At 39.5% G+C, this 20,081-nt stretch carries 19 protein-coding genes; 11 read left to right on the top strand and 8 right to left on the bottom strand.

What is annotated here, in order from left to right; genetic code table 11:
• The first annotated feature begins 2 nt into the window (after nt 1-2).
• From B3394_RS05710 to B3394_RS05735, 6 genes are all read left to right on the top strand, one after another.
• Nucleotides 3-1,154, top strand: a complete 1,152-nt coding sequence (locus tag B3394_RS05710) for a formimidoylglutamase (RefSeq protein WP_177729967.1) — start codon at nt 3-5, stop codon at nt 1,152-1,154.
• Between the two features lie 142 nt (nt 1,155-1,296).
• Entirely contained in the window at nt 1,297-2,697 is a 1,401-nt protein-coding gene (gene gldK, locus B3394_RS05715) for a gliding motility lipoprotein GldK (protein ID WP_177729966.1), read from the top strand.
• An 85-nt stretch (nt 2,698-2,782) separates the two neighbouring features.
• A complete protein-coding gene (gene gldL, locus B3394_RS05720; RefSeq protein ID WP_273245180.1) occupies nt 2,783-3,421 on the top strand; it encodes a gliding motility protein GldL in 639 nt (212 codons plus the stop codon).
• A 42-nt stretch (nt 3,422-3,463) separates the two neighbouring features.
• Nucleotides 3,464-5,008: a gliding motility protein GldM gene (gene gldM / locus B3394_RS05725; protein WP_286913960.1), complete on the top strand. Its 1,545-nt coding sequence runs from the start codon at nt 3,464-3,466 to the stop codon at nt 5,006-5,008.
• Between the two features lie 53 nt (nt 5,009-5,061).
• Entirely contained in the window at nt 5,062-5,973 is a 912-nt protein-coding gene (gene gldN / locus B3394_RS05730) for a gliding motility protein GldN (RefSeq protein WP_286913968.1), read from the top strand.
• A gap of 67 nt (nt 5,974-6,040) precedes the next feature.
• Nucleotides 6,041-7,105 (top strand): NAD(P)/FAD-dependent oxidoreductase, encoded by a 1,065-nt coding sequence (locus tag B3394_RS05735; RefSeq protein WP_286913969.1) that lies wholly within the window; start codon nt 6,041-6,043, stop codon nt 7,103-7,105.
• Between the two features lie 4 nt (nt 7,106-7,109).
• Here B3394_RS05735 and B3394_RS05740 read toward each other — a convergent pair whose 3' ends face one another.
• Complete coding sequence (locus B3394_RS05740; RefSeq protein ID WP_177729961.1) at nt 7,110-7,502, bottom strand: DUF983 domain-containing protein; 393 nt, start codon at nt 7,500-7,502, stop codon at nt 7,110-7,112.
• 65 nt (nt 7,503-7,567) lie between these two features.
• On the opposite strand from B3394_RS05740, the gene B3394_RS05745 reads away from it, so the two are divergent.
• Nucleotides 7,568-9,478, top strand: coding sequence for an ABC-F family ATP-binding cassette domain-containing protein (locus B3394_RS05745; protein WP_273245153.1), 1,911 nt, complete (start codon nt 7,568-7,570; stop codon nt 9,476-9,478).
• A 36-nt stretch (nt 9,479-9,514) separates the two neighbouring features.
• Here the strand turns inward: B3394_RS05745 and B3394_RS05750 are convergent, their stop codons facing one another.
• Nucleotides 9,515-10,663 (bottom strand): 8-amino-7-oxononanoate synthase, encoded by a 1,149-nt coding sequence (locus B3394_RS05750; protein WP_273245155.1) that lies wholly within the window; start codon nt 10,661-10,663, stop codon nt 9,515-9,517.
• 66 nt (nt 10,664-10,729) lie between these two features.
• Complete coding sequence (locus B3394_RS05755) at nt 10,730-11,212, bottom strand: DUF1761 domain-containing protein (RefSeq protein ID WP_177729958.1); 483 nt, start codon at nt 11,210-11,212, stop codon at nt 10,730-10,732.
• A gap of 763 nt (nt 11,213-11,975) precedes the next feature.
• On the opposite strand from B3394_RS05755, the gene B3394_RS05760 reads away from it, so the two are divergent.
• Entirely contained in the window at nt 11,976-12,692 is a 717-nt protein-coding gene (locus B3394_RS05760; RefSeq protein WP_286913971.1) for a DNA alkylation repair protein, read from the top strand.
• Nucleotides 12,693-12,743: 51 nt separating this feature from the next.
• On the opposite strand, the gene B3394_RS05765 is transcribed toward B3394_RS05760, so the two are convergent.
• On the bottom strand, nt 12,744-13,379 hold the full coding sequence (locus B3394_RS05765; protein WP_177729956.1) for a response regulator transcription factor: 636 nt from the start codon (nt 13,377-13,379) through the stop codon (nt 12,744-12,746).
• A complete protein-coding gene (locus tag B3394_RS05770) occupies nt 13,372-15,384 on the bottom strand; it encodes a tetratricopeptide repeat-containing sensor histidine kinase (RefSeq protein WP_286913978.1) in 2,013 nt (670 codons plus the stop codon). The genes B3394_RS05765 and B3394_RS05770 overlap by 8 nt, the downstream gene beginning before the upstream one ends.
• Before the next feature lie 227 nt (nt 15,385-15,611).
• Here B3394_RS05770 and B3394_RS05775 point away from each other — a divergent pair, with 227 nt between their 5' ends.
• The 3 genes from B3394_RS05775 to B3394_RS05785 all read left to right on the top strand — a co-directional run bounded on the left by B3394_RS05775 (nt 15,612) and on the right by B3394_RS05785 (nt 17,302).
• On the top strand, nt 15,612-16,010 hold the full coding sequence (locus B3394_RS05775; protein ID WP_177729954.1) for a hypothetical protein: 399 nt from the start codon (nt 15,612-15,614) through the stop codon (nt 16,008-16,010).
• Between the two features lie 34 nt (nt 16,011-16,044).
• On the top strand, nt 16,045-16,668 hold the full coding sequence (locus B3394_RS05780) for a hypothetical protein (RefSeq protein ID WP_286913983.1): 624 nt from the start codon (nt 16,045-16,047) through the stop codon (nt 16,666-16,668).
• 292 nt (nt 16,669-16,960) lie between these two features.
• Entirely contained in the window at nt 16,961-17,302 is a 342-nt protein-coding gene (locus B3394_RS05785; RefSeq protein WP_286913988.1) for a hypothetical protein, read from the top strand.
• Nucleotides 17,303-17,360: 58 nt separating this feature from the next.
• Here the strand turns inward: B3394_RS05785 and B3394_RS05790 are convergent, their stop codons facing one another.
• The 3 genes from B3394_RS05790 to B3394_RS05800 form a co-directional block, all read right to left on the bottom strand.
• Complete coding sequence (locus B3394_RS05790; RefSeq protein ID WP_177736098.1) at nt 17,361-17,807, bottom strand: KTSC domain-containing protein; 447 nt, start codon at nt 17,805-17,807, stop codon at nt 17,361-17,363.
• Between the two features lie 190 nt (nt 17,808-17,997).
• Nucleotides 17,998-18,927 (bottom strand): ClpXP adapter SpxH family protein, encoded by a 930-nt coding sequence (locus B3394_RS05795; RefSeq protein ID WP_273245166.1) that lies wholly within the window; start codon nt 18,925-18,927, stop codon nt 17,998-18,000.
• Nucleotides 18,928-19,426: 499 nt separating this feature from the next.
• Nucleotides 19,427-19,825, bottom strand: coding sequence for a VOC family protein (locus B3394_RS05800; RefSeq protein WP_286913992.1), 399 nt, complete (start codon nt 19,823-19,825; stop codon nt 19,427-19,429).
• Between the last annotated feature and the right edge of the window lie 256 nt (nt 19,826-20,081).

Raw genomic sequence — 20,081 nt, forward strand, 5'->3', positions numbered from 1 at the left:
AAATGGCATTTGATTATATTCAGCCGGTTGATGCTGACTTTTTAGAATTTATTCAGGGCCTTAACGTGCAAACGTTGGGGAGAAAAGTGGTTTTTCATACAGAAACGGATTTTCCGAATATTGAAAACGCTGCCATTGCCATTATCGGAGTGCATGAAAACAGAGGCTTTGAAGGTCATAATGAACATACGGATCTGACTGCTATCCGAAAAGAATTTTACAGCCTTTTCCCGGGAAACTGGGATGCACAGATCGTAGATTTAGGAAATGTGGTGGCAGGAAGTTCTTCTGAAGATACCTATTATGTGCTGCGTACTGCGGTGGCACATTTGATAAAAAACGGTGTTATCCCGATCGTTATAGGCGGTTCTCAGGACCTGACCTATGCCATTTACAGAGCCTACGACCAGTTGGAACAAATGGTAAATGTAGTGGCAATTGACAGTAAGTTTGACTTTGAAAAAGACGAGGAGCAATTAGCGGCGCATTCTTTTCTGACCAAAATGATCGTGGAAGAGCCTAATAATTTGTTTAACTATAGTAATGTCGGTTATCAGACCTATTTTAACTCACAGGAAGAAATTGATCTGATTGAAAAACTGTATTTCGATGCCTACCGCCTGGGTGAGATTTGTAATAACTCAACCATTGCAGAACCAGTTTTCAGGGATGCCGATCTGGTAAGTCTTGATCTTACATCGGTAAAATCAAGCGATTCCGGGAACTTCACACAGTTTATTCCGAATGGATTTAACGGTAAGGAAATCTGCGTGCTTTCGCGTTATGCGGGAATTAGCGATAAGGTAACTTCTTTTGGTGTTTTTAACCACAATAATTCGAAGAGTGAAGCCGTTCTAATCGGACAGATTATCTGGTATTTTATTGAAGGATTTCACTACCGTTCGAAAGAATATCCTTTTGGCAGCCGTGAGGACTATTTGAAGTATATCGTGCCGCTGGAAGACGAAGAGTTAATCTTCTATAAAAGCGATAAAACGGAGCGTTGGTGGATAGAAATACCTTTTTTAACAAGTTTTAACAATAAATTAAAAAGAAACACGTTATTACCTTGCACATATGAGGATTATCTAGGTGCCACAAACCATGAGATTCCAGAGCGTTGGTGGAAGGCGCAAAAGAAAAATATGGTATAATTGTTTAAAAAACGGTTATTTAAAGCCTAAATTGTGTTTTATTGTTTTTTTTAAGTTTTTTTTAATAAAATCTTTGTTTTTTAGAAAATAAATAAATAGGTTTACGCCCTTAAAAATATAAATACTATTAACCCAAATTTATATGAAGAAGTTCATTGCATTAACAGCTGTTGTATCATTGTTTTTCAGCTGTGGTTCTAACGACAGAGGTGAGCTGGTAGGAGTTAAAGGAAAGAAATGGCATCCGGAAAAGCCGTATGGTATGACTTTAGTTCCTGGTGGCGCTTTTATCATGGGTAAGTCAGATGATGATTTAGCTAACGTTCAGGACGCACCGACAAAAACGGTAACAGTTCGTTCCTTTTACATGGATGAGACGGAAATTACGAATAGTGAATATCGTCAATTTGTCGAATGGGTAAAAGATTCTACAATCCGTGTGAGATTGGCTATTTTAGCTGATGAGCAAGGGATGAAGCCAGGTACTGGTGGTAACAAAGGAGGAAGCATCGGTGACTTTGCTTTCAGTGACCAGGATCCTGCAAAAATGTCTGCATACGACAAATATATGTATGAGAATTATTACAGCGTAGGTACAGATGAAGATCCGTATGCTGGAAGACGTCTTAACAGAAAAGTGAAGTTGCATGCTGACCCTCAGAAATACCCGGATGAGTATTATGTTGAGGTAATGGATTCACTTTATTTACCAGCGAGTGAATCATACAACGGTTTGAGAACTTTCGACGTGTCGAAGTTAAAATTCCGTTATACCTGGATGGACATTCAGGCGGCTGCTAAAGATAAGAGCACTACAAGCAGCAGATCTAAAAGAGGTAAATTCATTAAAACAGAAAACCAGTTGATTTATCCGGATACAACCGTTTGGATTAAAGACTTCGCGTATTCTTATAATGAGCCAATGCATAATGACTATTTCTGGCACCAGGCTTACGGGGATTACCCTGTAGTTGGAGTTAGCTGGAAACAGGCTAAAGCTTTTTGTGCTTGGAGAACATTAAATAAAAACTCTTACATCAAAAAGAAAAAAGGAAGAGATCAGGTAAACTCTTTCCGTTTACCAACTGAAGCAGAGTGGGAATACGCTGCAAGAGGTGGTCTGGAATCTGCAGCTTATCCTTGGGGTGGACCGTATACTCACAATGATAGAGGATGTTATTTGGCAAACTTTAAGCCTAGCCGTGGAGATTATGCAGCAGACGGTGCTTTATATACTGTTGAAGCTAAATCATACGAGCCGAATGATTTCAACCTTTACAACATGTCTGGTAACGTAGCCGAGTGGACAGATTCATCTTATGATGCTGCAGCTTATGATTATGTATCGACAATGAATCCAAATGTACCGGATGCTAAAAACCAACGTAAAGTGGTACGTGGTGGATCCTGGAAAGATGTTTCTTACTACTTACAGGTAGGTACCCGTAACTTCGAATATGCAGATACGGCAAGAAGCTACATCGGATTCAGAACAGTTCAGGATTACATGGGAGCTCAGGCAACCGGAAACAGACCCAACTAATTATCAGAATCATTCAACTTAACTCAATTTTAAAATTTAACCAATTTTTAATTATAATTAACTTAACTAACTAAAATTTTATTTTATTATGGCACTACCTAAAAAAGTTATGAATTTTGCCTATGGTATGGGGGCAGCAGTGGTAATCATCGGAGCGTTATTCAAATTAATGCACTGGCCAGGTGCAAGCGCGATGCTTATTATCGGTCTTGGAGTTGAAGCATTTATCTTCGCATTATCTGCTTTCGATCCAGTTGAAAAAGAATTAGACTGGTCATTGGTTTACCCTGAATTAGCAGGTGGAGACGCTAAGAAAAGAGACGTTAAAAAAGCAGAAAACCCAACAGAAGCTCAAGGTCTTTTATCTCAAAAATTAGACAACATGTTAAAAGAAGCTAAAATTGACGGTGAGTTAATGTCTAGCTTAGGAAACAGCATCAAAAACTTCGAAGCTGCAGCTAAAGGAATTGCTCCAACAGTTGATTCAGTTGCTTCTACTAAAAAATATGCTGAAGAAATGTCAATGGCAGCTGCTCAAATGGAATCTTTAAACAGTATGTATAAAGTTCAGTTAGAAAGCGCTACCCGTAATGCTGAAATTAACAAAGAAGTTGCTGAAAACAACTTGAAATTAAAAGATCAAATGCAATCATTGACTGCAAATTTATCTTCTTTAAACAACGTATATGGCGGAATGCTTTCTGCAATGAGCAACAGAAACTAATTAGTTGCATTTATTAATCTATTTAAAAACTAATTAGAAGAAATGGCAGGAGGAAAATTAACCCCTAGACAGAAGATGATTAACCTGATGTACTTGGTTTTCATCGCGATGTTGGCATTAAACATGTCAAAAGAAGTTCTATCAGCTTTTGGTTTGATGAATGAAAAATTCGAAACAGCAAACTCTGCTGCAGTAGAAACGAATTCACAGATTTTAAGCGCACTTGGTACTAAAGCAGCTGATAACCCGTCTCAATTCGGTGCTGCAAAAAAAATGGCTGATGAAGTAGCTGTTATCACTAAAAATTTCTACGATTATATCGGTAAACTTAAAACTGATGTAACAACAGGAATTGAAAAAGGTGAGAATGGAAAACTACCTTATGAGGCAATGGATAAAGGTGACAAAATCGACGAAGGTTGGTTTGAAGGTGACGGTTATTCTAAAAAAGGAAAAGAAATTGTAGCTGCTATCGACAAGTACAGAGCTGATATGAAAACTGTAATTGGAAACGACGCAAAATACAAAGCTATTGTTGGAGAGATTGATTCTAAATTCAATACAGCTGATGTAAAAGACGGAGAAGGAGTTACTAAAAAATTCTTAGATTATCATTATAAAGGATTCCCATCTATCGCTTCTTTAACAAAATTAACGGCTATGCAAAATGACGTTAAAGGAATTGAAGCAAGCTTATATAATGCTTTCATGGGTAACACTGCAATGGCGGCTGCGTCTATGAAAAACTATAAAGCTTTCGTAATGATGGATAAATCAGCTTTCTTTCAGGGAGAGCAAGTTACAGGACGTGTAGTATTAGGTCGTTATGACGAGTCTACAGTTCCAAAAGCAGTTTCTGTAAACGGTGCTTCAACATCTATCGAAAATGGTTCTGCTATTTTCAAAATGGCTGCTGGTAGCGTTGGTGAAAAAGATATCAAAGGTAAGTTTACTTTCATGGAAGACAACAAACCAGTTGAAATCGAAATTGCAGGAAACTACGTTGTGGTTCCAAAACCAAACCAGGCAATTGTATCTGCTGACAAAATGAAAGTTGTTTACCGTGGTGTATCGAACCCTATTTCGGTTTCTGTACCAGGTATCTCTTCTGATAAAGTTAAAGCATCTGCACCTGGAATGGCATCTACTGGAAAACCAGGTCAATATAACCTTACACCAGGAGCTGGAAGCGATGTAACCATTAATGTTAGCGCTACTATGCCTGATGGAAAATCTTTCAGTAGTAAAGAAGTTTTCAGAATCAAAGGTTTACCTGCTCCAACTGGAAAAATCCGTGGTGAGGTTGCTGCTAAAGGAGCTAAATCGAACTTAGAGGTTTGTACAATCTCTGCTGAATTAGAAGATTTCGATTTCCCGGTTTCTGTTAACGTAACACAATTTAACATTAAAGTGCCAGGTCAGCCTACAATTGTAGTATCAGGTAACAAAATGGATGCAAGAGCTAAAGCTGCTATTGCTAAAGCGGGTAGAGGTGATGTTGTAGTTATCTCTGAGATCAAAGCTAAATTCGTTGGATTAGATCAAATGCCAAAAAGAGTTGCACCTTGTACATTTGAAGTACAATAAAAACGACCAAGTTTGAGTTTATAATTACTTTAATAGTTTATAAAGAATAAAAAATGAATTGGAGAAATTTTTCATTAGTAATTGCATTTACTTTTAGTTCTATTGCAACTTTTGCACAGTCTAATCTTTTGAATGCAAAATCCCCGGCTGATATCGGTAAAAAAACCGCAGCACAATTAAACGCTGATAATGACAAGCCGTTACCTTATGGTTATGTTGATGATCGTGATGTTTTAATGGGGAAGAAAATCTGGGAAATTGTTGACCTTGATGAAAGAGTTAATTTTCCTTTATATTATCCTGTAGAAGGAAATTTAGGTCCGGATAGAAGACCGCTTTACGATGTTCTGGTTGAAGGAATTAAAAGCAATAAGCTTACTGAGATCTATGATGATAGTTATTTTACAACTAAAAAAACATTAAAAGATATCGAAGCGTCGTTGTTTAGAATTGATACAACAGATGCTGGTAAAGAACAATACAACAGCTTTACCGCAAAACAGAAAAAAGCAGGAGCGAAAATTTCGGAAGAGTATATCAACAAAACCGAAATCAGAGCAATGGACGTTTCTGATTATAAAATTGTAGGTTATTGGTATTTTGATACCCGTCAAGGTGAATTAAAATACAGAATGTTAGGAATCTGTCCTATTGTACCGGATGTTTATACGATGGACAAAGAGGAGAAAGAATACATCGAATTATTCTGGGTTTACTTCCCGTCTGCAAGAGATGTGTTACATGCAAACAAGGCCTTCAATGATAAAAACTCAGCAATGCCGATTACGTTTGATCACCTGTTAAACTCAAGACGCTTTAGTGGAGTAATCTACAGAGAAGAAAATGTTTACGGCGATAGACAAATTGAAGAATATGTAAAAGAAAATGCTCAAATGCAGTTATTGGAATCTGAGCGTGTAAAAGAAAAAATCCGCAACTTTGAACAAGATATGTGGAATTACTAAAAAATAATTTCTCCAATTTTATGAAAAACTCTTACCTTCCTGGGTAAGAGTTTTTTATTTTTGTACTATGGTAGATTATTTGATTGTTGGCTCCGGTATAGCCGGAATTTGTTTTGCAGAAACCGCCTTGCAGCAGGGTAAAACCATTATGGTTTTTGAAGATAACTCTTCTTCCTCTTCGCGGGTGGCCGGAGGCTTGTATAACCCGGTTATTTTAAAGCGATTTAGTGAGGTTTGGAATGCTAAACAGCAATTGGATTACGGATTGCCTTTTTATGCGGCTATAGAAGATAAAATAGCGGCTAAATTTGACTTTAGGATTCCGATCTACAGGAAGTTTGCTTCCATTGAAGAACAGAACAACTGGTTCCAGGCTGCCGATAAACCAAATCTGGCATCATTTCTTTCCACAACAATAATACATCGGGAATACCAGTCCATTACCTCTCAATTCGGTTTTGGTGAAGTGTTAATGACCGGTTATGTCGATACCAAAGTACTATTGGATTCCTACCTGGAGTTTTTAAACCGGAACAATTGGGTGCGGAAAGAACGTTTCGACTATTCCCGAATTGAATTCCTGGAAGAAGGTGTTTCCTATAGCGGTCTGAAAGCAAAACATATCATTTTTGCTGATGGCTTCGGATTGGTCCATAATCCGTTTTTCAAACAGCTGCCGTTGGATGGAACCAAAGGAGAACTACTGCTCATTAAAGCACCGGATTTAAACCTTGACGTGGTTTTAAAATCCAGTATTTTTATCCTGCCTGTAGGGAATGATCTTTTTAAAGTGGGCGCCACCTACAATTGGGAAGATAAAACCGATTTGCCTACAGAAGCCGGTAAGCAGGAATTACTGGATAATCTGAAAGAACTGATTGACTGCGATTTTGAGATTGTAGAACATTTTGCCGGTGTTCGTCCTACGGTAAAAGACCGGCGTCCGTTAGTGGGTACTCATCATATTCATAACAATATTCATATCCTGAATGGCCTGGGCACACGAGGCGTGATGCTGGGGCCTGTTTTGGCAAAATCCTTATACGATGCTATCGAAAACAACATCCCTTTGGATGCGCAGATCGATATTAAACGCTGCTATAAAAAATTAGGAATCCGTCTGGATTCCTAAAATATTATGAATGGATGTTGTTTTTCCAATCTTTGTCATAATGCACAAAAAAGTTAATCCAGATATTCCGGGACAACCGCATAATGACAGGCATAAAAACAATTAAAGTAGCAATGATTGCTATAAATGCCGTTTTCAGGCTCAGACCTAAAAAAAGATACGTGATCACAAAAGCGGCCACTCCAAAAGCAATACCCACTCCATAGCTCACATACATGGCTCCGTAAAAGAATGAGGGCTCTATTTTATAATAGGTGCCGCAGTGGCTGCATTTATCATGCATTTTAAATACGCTGCTCAATTTATACGGGTTTTTATCCACATACATGCTTTCTTCCTGGCATTTAGGACAACTTCCTGTTAAAATACTATTGAGTTTGGATCCTTTTTTTAACATTTGCATAAATTTTAGTAAAGGTACATCTTTTAAAAAATTACCTTTGTAACATTTGTAATAAAATTATGCTAAATATACACAATTTATCAGTTTCTTTTGGGGGTACTTATTTATTTGAAGAAGTAACTTTCCGATTGGGAGCGGGGGACAGAGTAGGACTTGTTGGAAAAAACGGAGCCGGTAAATCAACGATGCTAAAAATTCTCTCTCGGGAGCTGGCGCCGGATTCCGGTAGCATTGCTACTGAGAAAGAAGTAAAAATAGGATTCTTAAAACAGGATATCGATTTTGTAAAAGGAAGAACGGTTCTGGATGAAGCGTATCAGGCTTTTGAAGAGATCAAGCATGCCGAATTCAAGATGGAAGAAATCAACCATCAGCTGGCAACGCGAACCGATTATGAAAGCGCGGAATATTCGGAATTAATAGAACAATTAAGCGATGTTACCCACCATTATGAAATATTGGGAGGGTATAACTATATTGGCGATACCGAAAAAATCCTGTTAGGACTGGGGTTCAAACGGGAGGATTTTGACAAGCTGACGGATACTTTTTCCGGAGGCTGGAGAATGCGTATCGAACTGGCAAAGCTGTTATTGCAAACAAACGATATCTTATTGCTGGATGAGCCAACGAATCACCTGGATATTGAAAGTATCATCTGGCTGGAAAACTTTTTACGAAGCTTTCCGGGAGTAGTGGTGATCGTTTCCCACGATAAAATGTTTTTGGATAACGTAACGAACAGAACCATTGAGATTTCGTTAGGAAAAGCCTACGATTTTAATAAGCCGTATACGGAATATCTGGTTTTACGTCAGGAAATCCGCGAGAAACAATTGGCTACACAAAAAAACCAGGCTAAAAAAATAGAGGAAACCGAAAAGCTGATCGAGAAATTCCGTGCCAAAGCTTCCAAAGCTTCGATGGCGCAGTCTTTAATCAAGAAATTGGATAAAGTGGAACGTATCGAAGTGGATGAGGACGATAACTCTGTAATGAGCATTTCCTTTCCGGTTTCGATGACACCGGGCAGAGTGGTGATTGAAGCGGAACATGTTACGAAAAGTTACGGTGAGAAAACCATCTTAAAAGAAATATCGCTATTGGTAGAACGGGGCAGTAAAATTGCCTTTGTTGGTCAGAACGGACAAGGGAAATCCACTTTTATCAAAGCCATCGTAAATGAATTTGAATATGACGGAACCATCAAATTGGGGCATAATGTTCAGTTGGGGTATTTCGCGCAAAATCAGGCAGAGTATTTAGATGGTGAAAAAACCTTATTGGATACCATGACGGAAGCGGCAACAGATTCCAACCGTTCCAAAGTGCGTGACATGCTGGGAGCTTTCCTGTTTAGAGGCGATGATGTGGAGAAAAAGGTAAAAGTACTTTCCGGAGGAGAAAGAAACCGTTTGGCGCTTTGTAAATTACTGTTACAGCCTATTAATGTGTTGGTAATGGATGAGCCTACGAATCACCTGGATATTAAATCCAAGAATGTACTGAAAGCCGCTTTACAGAAATTTGAAGGAACCCTGTTATTGGTATCGCACGACCGTGACTTCCTGCAGGGAATGTCTAACATTGTTTATGAATTTAAAGACCAGAAGATCCGCGAATATTTAGGCGATATCAACTTCTTCCTGGAACAGCGCAATGTGCAGAACATGCGGGAAGTGGAGAAGAAAGATGTGGTAAAGGAAACGGTTCAGAAAGAAAATAAAGCACTGTCTTACGAAGAACAGAAAAAGAATAAAAGCCTGCAGAATAAGCTGAGTAAAATTGAAAGCCAGATTCAGCAGCTGGAAAAAGAAATCCAGAAAGATGATAAGGCACTGGCGGATAATTATGAAAAATTAATGCAGGATGCTTCCTTTTTCGCAGCCTATGAGAAAAAGAAAAAAGATCTGGACCAGTTCCTGGAAGAATGGGAAAAAGTACAGGAGGAAATAGAAGTGAACTCTTAAAAAAAACAGAAGAGGTTGTGAAAACAGCCTCTTTTTTTATTTAAAAGGATTTCGTTCCTGCCAGAGGGTTTCCGGCTCCAGCGATTTGAAAAGACGGGCGATATGGCGGTTTACCAAAGGATTGCTGTGCCTGATATAGCCGTACATTTCCTGAGGTTTGGCACCAATGGAACTTTTGATCTCCAGGGCAGTCCGGGCAAAAACGATTTTTGAGAACCCTTTGTTAATGGAATAGGCTACCATATCATAAAGCATGTTCAGATACAGCATTTTTTCCCGTTGATGTTCCTCGTCATAACCCAGGAAATAGGTGTCTATTGCAGTTCCGTTTTTAATCAGCGTATTAAAACCGATCAGCTTGTCGTCAAGGAAATAACCGTAAAACAGGAATTGATCTTTGAGTAGTTTTTTCAGCTTATAAAAATGATTGTCAGCCAGAAAGAACGTATTAAAAGGAGCATTTTTGGCCACATTTTCATACAGGCGGTTAATAACCGGATTATGAGCCTGAATATCATCCAGTGAAAATTTCTTTTTTTGGATTGCTTCCGCCTTTTTGTGAGATCGTTTGTACTGGTCCCGGTATTTTTTTGTCAGCGCCTGAATATAATCGGTTTCATGCTGCCAGGATTCCGGAATATCGAAAACCATATTCGGCTGGGTCGTAAAACGATAAAAAGAAGCGAAATCCGGGGTCTTAAAATATTCCGTTTCCGTTTCGGAGAAATCTTTAAAAACCGTTAAGTGGATTTTTAACCGCTTTTTGCGGAAGATCTCTTTCAGTGCTTCCGATGCCTGGAAAAGCAGTGCAACAGCGTCTGCATTGCTAATTGTATCAAGCAAAGCGTAGGCATTCTGCCCGGTGAGCATGTTGTTGCCAATGAACAATACATGTGAGCTGAAATTTTTAAAAACAAAATTCCGGACGGAAGTTTTCAGGCAGTTATCCCTTTCTCCGAATGAACCTACCTTATTGAGATCTAAAAACTGGGAAAGCGCAATACCGACCAGTTCTTGATTCTGAAACAAACCGATATAATGGCAGATCATATTTGCCGGAGCCGATTTTTCCAGTGCTTTTAAATAAGCAGTAGAAAGAAATATATTGGAATGGGCAATAGTATCCCAGTTTGTTGGGACTTCTGAAACAGCCGGATAAATTTTGTACGTAGTGTCTGTATTCACAAAAGAAAGAATCGCTCCACAAATGTAGAGCGATTAGTATTAAAATAAATGTTAAAACAAAATTTTCTATTTCATAGCACAAACAATACCACCCATAATCATACAGCTAATTACCCAAAAACCTCCGGCAATTAACGTGTAGCGCCACGAGCGTCTTTCAAATAAGGCGCCGGTTCCGACAACCGGAAGTGCAAAAAACAGTCCGGAAATAAAACCGTGCAGCATGCCGTGTTTAAAAGTACGGAAAGCATCCCCGTAATCGGCCATAAAAGCATGGTAAGAAGGTTTGGCAAGGCTGGGGTCTCCACCAACCATTCCCAGTGCGCCATACTGATGAATCGTAAGGATTTGTAAAATAAAAGAAATAAAGAAAGCATATACAATTGCCATTCCGAAAATAACAAACATATTGGCTCCTTTCATTTTCTCTTCGGTCATTCCGGCCTCTTTCATCCATATCGTACCAAATACTTTAGGGTTGTACCAGATAAATCCAACAACAAGTGTGGATAGTGCCGCTAAGACTAATGCTAAAAAATTAATTTCCATGTTTTTTGTTTTTTGGTTAGTCAAAGTTAAAAAAATTAACAATGCTATTTGTGTTTTGATAGATAATGCTTCTTTTTTTGGGCTATAGTGTTGATTTTGTGTAATGATATTGCGGATTTGCTTTTTAAGAAACACCCGAAAAGCAGCAATTCCAATACGCAAAAACACGCAAATCCATACGCGGACACGCAAATCTGAGAAATGTTCGTTTTGTATATGTTTGATAAATAATCAATTGTGTTTTTTTAAGCGCGTTGCGTATAAATGCGTACCGGACAGGTATCCAAATTAGTCCATTTTGCTTTTACTTTGAATTGTTCTTCAAGTGAAACAGGTTAATTGCGTTAAGTGAAAAGTAGTATGGTTTTCCTGTTTTCCTTACATAAGGTAATTTTTTGTTAATGTTGATGCTCCTTGATTTGTTAGGAATTAAAGGAGCTATCAACTGAAAAATTTGAAAATGCTCATAGTTTTTTTTCATTTGGATTTTTCGGAATGTGGTTCTGAAAAGTGACATGGCCAATTTATTGGTTTTAGTATGTTATGAGGTACCTTAAGGATAAAGATAGATACAAACAGTGAGGGTCTTTCTCAACTTAAGGGTGGTGTTTATTATTGTCTGGCTAATTGGGGAGTTAGTTCAGGCGGGCGGGGTACCTCAGCATGATTAGAAAAGAGTGTCGGAAGGCACTCTTTTTTATTGGGTAGCAAAGGATAATCGGGGCTGTAGTTTTTATATATTTGAAAGCGATACTACAAAGCGATGCAAAACCAGACAGCAGCAGACTTTATAACCGCGTTACAACTTCACCAGTCGGATACGGAAAAAGAAAAATTACAGCGGTATTTTAAAACCGGAGAAGGAGAATATGGTGCCGGTGATGTTTTTATGGGCATACGCATGGGAGAACTCTTTAAAATTGCAGCGGACTTTATGGCTTTGCCGCTGGACGAGGTGGAGCTGTTGCTGGACAGCCCGATACATGAAATCCGGGCAGGAGCATTGAGCATTATGGATAAAAAGGGACGGAGTAAAAAAACAACCGAACCGGAAAGGAAGGCGATGTTTGAATTGTATTTACGCCGCCTGGACCGGATCAATAACTGGGATCTGGTAGATGTGAGCTGCCAGTATGTAATCGGGCGCTATCTTGAGGATAAACCAAGGGATATTCTATACGAATTAGCACAGTCGGACGATATGTGGGCAAGGCGTACGGCAATAGTGAGCACCGCTTACTTTTTAAGAAATAAACAGCCAGACGATACTTTTGCCATTGCCGCTATTCTGGTTAACGACCGGGAAGACCTTATTCATAAAGCGGTGGGCGGATGGCTCCGGCAGGCCGGAAAAACCGATAAAACCCGCCTGAAACGCTTTTTAGACGTATATGCGGCGGCCATGCCCGGAACGATGTTGCGGTATGCCACCGAACATTTTGATATCGCGGAAAAAGAATATTACCGGCAACTGAAATAATACCGGACAGGAATGCGTTTAATTCCTGCCTTGTTTAAACAAAAGCGGCTTTTAGAGCAGCTTGTACTCCACAGCCATTTTAATGAGTTCTGCTACATTTTTAGCGCCAAATTTCTGCAACAGGTTTCTGCGGTGTGTTTCTACCGTTAGCGGGCTCACAAAGAGCGCTTCGGCAATGGTGGCGGTGGTTTCGCCGTTTGCAATTTTTTCCAGAATCTGTTTTTCCCTTTTAGTAAGTGTCGGAATGGCCTTCCATTCGTTTTGGGAAGGTTTCAGCATGATTTCTTTGGCTTCCTTGCTGAAGGTCAGTTTGCCTTCCAGTGCTTCAGCAATACAATCCAGCAATTCGCCGGCATCGGCATTTTTAAGCAGGTAACCGCCGGCACCGTTTTGAAGCAGCTGCATCATAATGCTGCGTTCGGACTGGTTGCTCAATCCAAGTATTACCGTTTCGGGAGCCGCTTTCTTTATTATTTTGCACAGCTCAATACCGTGATAATCCGGAAGCATAATATCAAGCAAAACAATATCAACCTTATTGCTTTGTAAAAAGTCAAGAAAAGACGCTCCGTTGGTAAAGCTTACAGCGGTGATATTTTTTTCTCCTTTGAGTAGTGTTTTTAACCCTTCAATAACGATAGGATGGTCGTCAACAATGGCGAGTATTATTTTAGCGGGTTCAGACATATAGTTCTACATTTATTGCGGTTCCTTCGTTTGGAGCGGTATTGATCTCCATTTTTCCGCTAAGATATTTGATACGGTTTTCAATATTGGTAATTCCGATGCCCTTTTTATGTTCCAGTATGCTGCTGTCAAACCCTTTTCCGTTGTCTTCCACGGTAATAAAAAACAGGTTGCCGTTCTGGCTGCATTGTACCAGGATGACATTGGCTTCCGAATGGCGGATAGCATTCGACAACGCTTCCTGTACAATCCGGTAAATAATAACCTGGGTAGAAAGCGGCATATTGCTGTCGATATTAAAGACTTCATAATTAATAGTGCAGGAGCTGGTTTGCAGGGATTCGCAAAGGTCTTTTAATGCGGTTTGCAAACCAAAGCGCAGTAGTGTTTCCGGCATCATGTTGCGGGCAATGCGGCGAAGCTCGGTAACGGCATTGTCGAGCTGTCCGGTAATTTTGTTCAGTTCATCCGGATCGGGTGTGCGGTCTTTGTGAGCAGTTGCACCGGACAATTTGATTTTGACTCCGGCCAGCATACCGCCCAGGCCATCATGTAAGTCACTCGCCAGCCGGCGGCGCTCCCGTTCTTCGCCTTCCAGCATGGCTTCTGTATTGGAGAGCAACTGTTGCTGCTTCAGTTCTTTTAGCTGCTGTAAATGGTTGATCTCTTTTTGTCGGGAAAGTCTTTTCTGATTTTTGTAAAAAGCAAACGAAAGCATTGCAATGACCAGGAAGAACAGGGAAATGGCAGCCAGTAACCAGCTAAACAAACGATGGTTTTTGGCAGACATGGCCACCTGTTTTTTTTCTGTTTCCAAAGCCGTAATCTTCTTTTGGTTCTCGGCGTTGTGAAAGCGGATTTCCATTTCGTTAATTCGCTCTTTCAGGTTGCTTTCGTTAAGGCTGTCGCTTAATTTGCTGTATTTTTTTTGCCACAGATAGGCTTCGCCCATATCATTGAGGTGCTCATTAACGGTTGCCAGCTGGGTATAAAACATTTTGCGATTGTTCACATCGGCAGCCAGAGTTCCTTCTTTTAATACGGAAAGGAGTAACTGTTTGGCATTCTTAAACTCTTTCTGCTCCAGATAAATGTTATACTTTCTGAAAATAAGCATTTGTAACAGTACTTTCTGATTGTTGTTTATTGCAAGCCGGATACCGTTGTCCAGGCTTTTCAGTGCGCTGTTGTAATATGTTTTGGCAGTGTAATACAGCCCTTCTGTATAGTAGTAGTTCGGATAATGGGACGATTCCGGATAAGGTTCCAGTATCTTTTTGGCTTTGTCCAGCATTATTTTCGCTTCATCAGTGTTGGCTTTGTAGATATAGTTGCTGGCGGCACCCAAATAGGCGAGCATTAATACGGTCGATTTCGGATGTTGGGTTGCCAATAATCCGATGGTTTTGTTAAAATAGATTTCCGCCTTGTCAAACTGGGCATTATACATGAGAAGCATTCCCAGCTGCGAATAATAATGTGCTGTTTTTTCCGGTTTCCCGGATTGGGTAGCTAACGGAATGGATTTTTCGAGTAATGTCTTGATCAAAAAGCTGTCGCCTTTTTCATTCCGGACTGTAATAGCATAGTTATACCAGGCGGCAGCCTCGATTTCTTTACTGAAAGGGACTTTAAAAACAGCTAAGGCCTTTGTAGCTTTTTGTAATAACAGTTTGGCTTTTTCCGGATTCAGGCTGCTGTAATACTGGCCTTCGTAAAAATAAGCTGCTGCTTTGAGTACAGGATATTTAGCCGACAGGCGTTTTCCCGCTGTGAGGTAAGATTTGCTTTTAAGGGTGTCTTTTGCGCGCCAGTAATCGGAAAGTAAAAGATTGGCATTTGCCCGGACGCTGTCGGTTGTTTTGGACTGTATAATATGGGAAAGGCTGTCGGCATACGTTTTTTCATTTACAGGTAATAGCTGCTGGGCTCCTAACGGCGATGAAAAACACAACCAGAGACCAATAAAGAATATTATTTTTTTGAGAGAAACAATCCGGCTCATGATAAAAAATTAAGGGGTAACAAAATACAAATTTCCTGTGGGCAGTACTTTTGAAAAATGGATTTCCAGTCAAAGATTACAAAAAAACAGGGGAATTTATAAGCAGCCATTTAAAAATACCGGAAAACCAGTAGAAAAAATTACTCGTTTTCTGCGATTGTGACACTTTTGGCAAGCCGCTACTTTTGTTAAGTAAAAGATTGTTAAACCATTTATAACTGTAAATTATGAAAAAGAAAATATTTTCAACATTGGTATTCGTGTTAGCTTTAGGTCTTTCGGTAACTTCCTGTGGAGGCAGCGACGACGGACCGGCTGCAACAACGGGAGGCAACAGGGTTGTAAAATACAAAGCATTTACGTCTGATAACGCCTTAATTTCAACGGTAATTCATACGAACGCACAGGGTGATCCGCAGTTAAATTCTGCTGTAAATGCCACCACATGGGAAAGTCCTGAAATAAACATGCCTTCCTCTGTTCCGGCAGTTACATTTGGAGCAAACGGACATGTTGTGACATCCGGACAAACCGGAACACTTACGGTACAGATTATTGTAAACGGAACTGTGGTAAAAGAAAACGTATCAACAGGAGAAGCATTGTCTTCAACAACATCACATTAAAACCAAAGAGAAAGTGGTTGCTAAAATATTGAGCATGAAAAAAATTAATGCCCTGTTATTAATCACCCTGCTGGTTTTGGGATGGTCCTGTAGTGCTGTAAAAGAGGCCGACCGGAAAGCCAATAAAAATAAGATCACAACCTTATATCCGGAAGCTGTTTTTGACAGTATCCAGGCTAAAAAAGCAATTGGTTATGGCAAGGCGACGATTAAAGGCGTGTTGTTTACCAGGCAAAAAGGTGTTTATGGGATTAAACCGCTGATGGGCGGGAAAGTATACGGAACTAATCTGACGGTGTCGCTTTTCCCGGTAACCCCTTATTTTGAGGCCTGGTATGAAATGCGGAAATCAAAGGAAAACAAAAAAACGTTTGTGTATATGTCTGATGCGGCATTTCGCTACCGCATTGATGCTAAAACAGATGAATACGGACGTTTTGTTTTTGAAAAAATGAAACCGGGTAAATATTTCCTGCAGGCAATGATGTCGACAACATTTGCGCGGAACGGTCAGGAATATACCGGAACGGGTTATACGCCGTATGGGAATATTAATTATTACAGAAATAAGACCTATTACAAAGATCAGCATGAGCGAATGGAAAAGTTTATAGAAGTCGAAAAAGATGGAAGCGTGGTAGCGGTAAATTTGCGATAAGTATTACTACGATGACAACCCGATTCAATGCCGTAAAAAGCAGGGATCGGGTATCTTTTTTTTAAACCCTTCGTTTTTGTGAGAACAATTTTAAATAACAGGTTTCCTGCAATGTTATCGCGATTTTACCGTTATCTATCTGATTGATTTTAATGAAATTGAAAAAAAAGCGCCATAATGTGATGGAAATACATCAGATTTGCGATATTTGAAAATATAAACAATTAAAAAACAATAGGATATAACGTAAAACACCCCGGATAGCAATATGGATATAACAATATTTGATAGTTTGGAATCAGCAGCGGATACCAGTAAAGTAGATTTTATCGCAGTATTAAAATACCGGACAACCGAGCATGGAGACCGGACAACTGCAGCAGCATCGGGATACAGGCCGCAGGTTAAATTTGATTTTGCAGAAAAACAGACTTCCGGTGCGCAGTATTTTATCAATAAAGAATTGGTTTTTCCGGGCGAAAGGGTAGATGCAGCTATTAAGGTAGTGGCTGTCGACTTTTTTAAAAACGCACTGACGGAAGGAATGGAATTTGAATTTTGTGAAGGAGCCGTGACTATGGGAGTGGGGAAGATCAAACAAATTGTCAACCCGGAATTGCAGAGAATCAGCTGATAGGATCAGTAAATAATATAAAAAAACCTCCAACAGTTGTGGAGGTTTTTTTTATAGGTTATTCTGCAGCCACTAATTTGCTGGCGCTTCTGTATAAAAACTCATTATAGATATGTCTTCTGGCAAAACGGCTTGGCGATTCGGCATTAATCATTTTGATATAGGTCGCTTTCGGAACACCAAAATATTCAAACTGACTTCCGTCTAAAAAGTTAATGTACAAAACACTGTTGTCCATATAGAACTCTAAAATGTTTGAAGTGCTGGTTGTTTTAATATATTCCGGTTTGTCTTTTTCCTGTGTTTCCGGAGCAATACTTACCAGAAAATGATAGGCTGCAATAATTTCTTTACTTCTTTCTTCGGCAGCAGCCAGTTCTTCATCATTACTGAATTTATCAGGATGACAGTCTTTCATGCTGTTTCGGTAAATGGTTTTCAGCTCTTTTAGCGTAGCGGTTTTGGTAACGTCAAGTAACTTTCTGTACTCAACAATTTTTTTCATGTTCATAAGTGACAAAATAAAAAGCCATTCGATATTGGAATGGCTTTTATAATAGTGCGCAAAGATACTATAATTATCGGTTGCTGAAAATAGTTTTTAGGAAACCTGTTAAATTGTTGGTGTTTAGTGGATAATCCGGTTCTGAATGTGGTGCGTCCGGTATGCTGAATATCTTAACGGGGAATCTTTTTTAGCGATTGGTATTATTGATTATCCAGAGATTTCCGTTTTTAGTGACGATCTTATTTAACGTCCCTTCATTAGTGAGCTTTTGCAATAGCGTTTCGCTTTCTGTTTTTGATGATCCGGACAGTTCCGAAAATTCCCGGGTTGTCAGTGTGGGATATTTGCCGAATAAACCGGTCCAGGTAGTATCATAATTCATTTTCGCTGCCTTTGGAAAAGCTTTCAGTACTGCGGCTTCAAATGCTGTATAGGGCTTAAAGCCGTATACCGTTTGCGGATTGTTTGAGCTGTCCATAAAAAATAAGGTCGGAAATCCTCTGACGCCAAGTCGTCTGGCCAGTTCCAGATCTGCCTGAAACAGTTCTTTTGCTTTGTTTTCATAGTCTGTTTTGAGCTGTACGGTGTTCAATCCGGTTTCGGTAGCAGCTTTGCTGATGTGTTCCCATTTTGTGATGTTTTTCTTTTCCAGAAAGACCATTTCCCTGATTTTTCTCATGAAGGCAACAGCTTTCTGCTCATCCTGCATTTGGGCTGCCTTAAAAGCAATAGACGGCGGATAAGAAGAATTCAGCGGATCTTCCAGCCATACATTTCCGTCGATCGGCATGTCATAATACGCGCTGACTTCATCCCAGTGATGTGCCACATCCGATGGTTTGCTGATACCGCCGCTGTTATAGTTCCAGTCGGGCAAAAGACCGCCCATCCGGTATTCGATTTCAATATTGTTTCCGTATTCCAGTTTGAGTTTTCTCAATTGCGGCTCAATACCCCAGCAGGAAGAACAGATCGGATCCGTGAAATAAATGATTTTTACCGGTTTTTGCTGCTCCGGTGCATAGCCATTGTGCTGCTGTTGTGGGGTGCCGGGTATTTCACAAACACCGGTTTCCGGATTACACAAAAGCGGATTACTGTTGTTGTTTTCGTTCATTTTTTTATTGGTTTGTGACTGACAACCAAAGTTGGCAAGCAGGATTATTAAGATTAAAAAAGGTTTCATGTAGCTATTGATTGGGACTGCTATTCGGTATAAACTATCCGGATGTTGATTGATAAGATGAACAGCAAAGTTCGGTATAAATGAAAAGCCAGTCAATTAGTCAAAAAAATATGACTGGAAAATAGGAGATGGTATAGTAGGGCAGGGCAGTTAAAACAGTTTCAGAAGGAAGGTAGCCGTTTCGTGTTAATTCCGGTAATGATTTTACTGCTATTTAAGCAGGAAATAATAAATCAGGATCCAGATTACTGTAAAAGCTAACCCGATATACAAAGTGGTTAGATTCTGTTTTAAGTCTTTTTTTACCAACAGTCGGTATAAAATCCAACCGATAAAAACGGCGAAAAAAATAATTGGGATATAAACTCGTAGCATAACTTGTTTTTTTATTTGTTAGATGTTTGATGCGGTTTACAAAAGCAGGCCGGTTTTACATTCCCGGCCAATATAGAACATTGAATTTGTGATCATCCGGGTCGGCAAAACCAAAGGTGTAACCCTGTTCAAAATTTTGGGGTTCGGAAAATAGGGTACCATTGGCAGACCTGACTTTTTCAACCCATAGCTCAACTTCTTCTTTACTGTTAGCAGATAAAGAAAATATGATTTCATTTGTGCTTTTTGGAATTGAAAGACTGCCATTCATTTGTTGTGATAAATGCTGCCCGGTAAAGAAATTGATAATAAAATTATTCTGTCCGAAAACAAAACTGACCAATTCTTGATTGTCGCCATGGTCATTTTGTTTAAACCCAAGAGCGGAATAAAAAGCAGCGGTTTTCGCCAAATCACCGGAGACTAAATTTGCCCATATAAACCTTGTTTCCATAAACTTTTTATTTCAGTATATTAAAGGTAATGAATTTTAATATAAGAAAGCGGTGGCGATTTGTCCATTCATTTCCATTGCTGCTAAATCAAAAAACAGCATTGCTATGCCCGGAAACAAGAAAACGGTCCTAACGGTTGGAATAGTTTTTTGTTTTTTAATGAATAATGGGTTGATCTGAGGAGGTAAAGGAGAAAGCATAAAAAAAGCCCCAACAAAATGAAGGGGCTTTTTTTAGTAGCGGGAACAGGACTCG

The organism is Flavobacterium sp. UBA4197 (genome assembly GCF_002379575.1).
GTDB lineage: Bacteria > Bacteroidota > Bacteroidia > Flavobacteriales > Flavobacteriaceae > Flavobacterium > Flavobacterium inviolabile.

Excerpts from the sequence above, each read along its gene's own strand:
- B3394_RS05710 (WP_177729967.1), top strand. The coding sequence starts at position 3 with ATGGCATTTGATTATATTCAGCCGGTTGATGCTGACTTTTTAGAATTT.
- gldK (WP_177729966.1), top strand. The coding sequence starts at position 1,297 with ATGAAGAAGTTCATTGCATTAACAGCTGTTGTATCATTGTTTTTCAGC.
- gldM (WP_286913960.1), top strand. The coding sequence starts at position 3,464 with ATGGCAGGAGGAAAATTAACCCCTAGACAGAAGATGATTAACCTGATG.
- gldN (WP_286913968.1), top strand. The coding sequence starts at position 5,062 with ATGAATTGGAGAAATTTTTCATTAGTAATTGCATTTACTTTTAGTTCT.
- B3394_RS05735 (WP_286913969.1), top strand. The coding sequence starts at position 6,041 with ATGGTAGATTATTTGATTGTTGGCTCCGGTATAGCCGGAATTTGTTTT.
- B3394_RS05740 (WP_177729961.1), bottom strand. The coding sequence starts at position 7,502 with ATGTTAAAAAAAGGATCCAAACTCAATAGTATTTTAACAGGAAGTTGT.
- B3394_RS05745 (WP_273245153.1), top strand. The coding sequence starts at position 7,568 with ATGCTAAATATACACAATTTATCAGTTTCTTTTGGGGGTACTTATTTA.
- B3394_RS05755 (WP_177729958.1), bottom strand. The coding sequence starts at position 11,212 with ATGGAAATTAATTTTTTAGCATTAGTCTTAGCGGCACTATCCACACTT.
- B3394_RS05760 (WP_286913971.1), top strand. The coding sequence starts at position 11,976 with ATGCAAAACCAGACAGCAGCAGACTTTATAACCGCGTTACAACTTCAC.
- B3394_RS05765 (WP_177729956.1), bottom strand. The coding sequence starts at position 13,379 with ATGTCTGAACCCGCTAAAATAATACTCGCCATTGTTGACGACCATCCT.
- B3394_RS05770 (WP_286913978.1), bottom strand. The coding sequence starts at position 15,384 with ATGAGCCGGATTGTTTCTCTCAAAAAAATAATATTCTTTATTGGTCTC.
- B3394_RS05775 (WP_177729954.1), top strand. The coding sequence starts at position 15,612 with ATGAAAAAGAAAATATTTTCAACATTGGTATTCGTGTTAGCTTTAGGT.
- B3394_RS05780 (WP_286913983.1), top strand. The coding sequence starts at position 16,045 with ATGAAAAAAATTAATGCCCTGTTATTAATCACCCTGCTGGTTTTGGGA.
- B3394_RS05790 (WP_177736098.1), bottom strand. The coding sequence starts at position 17,807 with ATGAAAAAAATTGTTGAGTACAGAAAGTTACTTGACGTTACCAAAACC.
- B3394_RS05795 (WP_273245166.1), bottom strand. The coding sequence starts at position 18,927 with ATGAACGAAAACAACAACAGTAATCCGCTTTTGTGTAATCCGGAAACC.
- B3394_RS05800 (WP_286913992.1), bottom strand. The coding sequence starts at position 19,825 with ATGGAAACAAGGTTTATATGGGCAAATTTAGTCTCCGGTGATTTGGCG.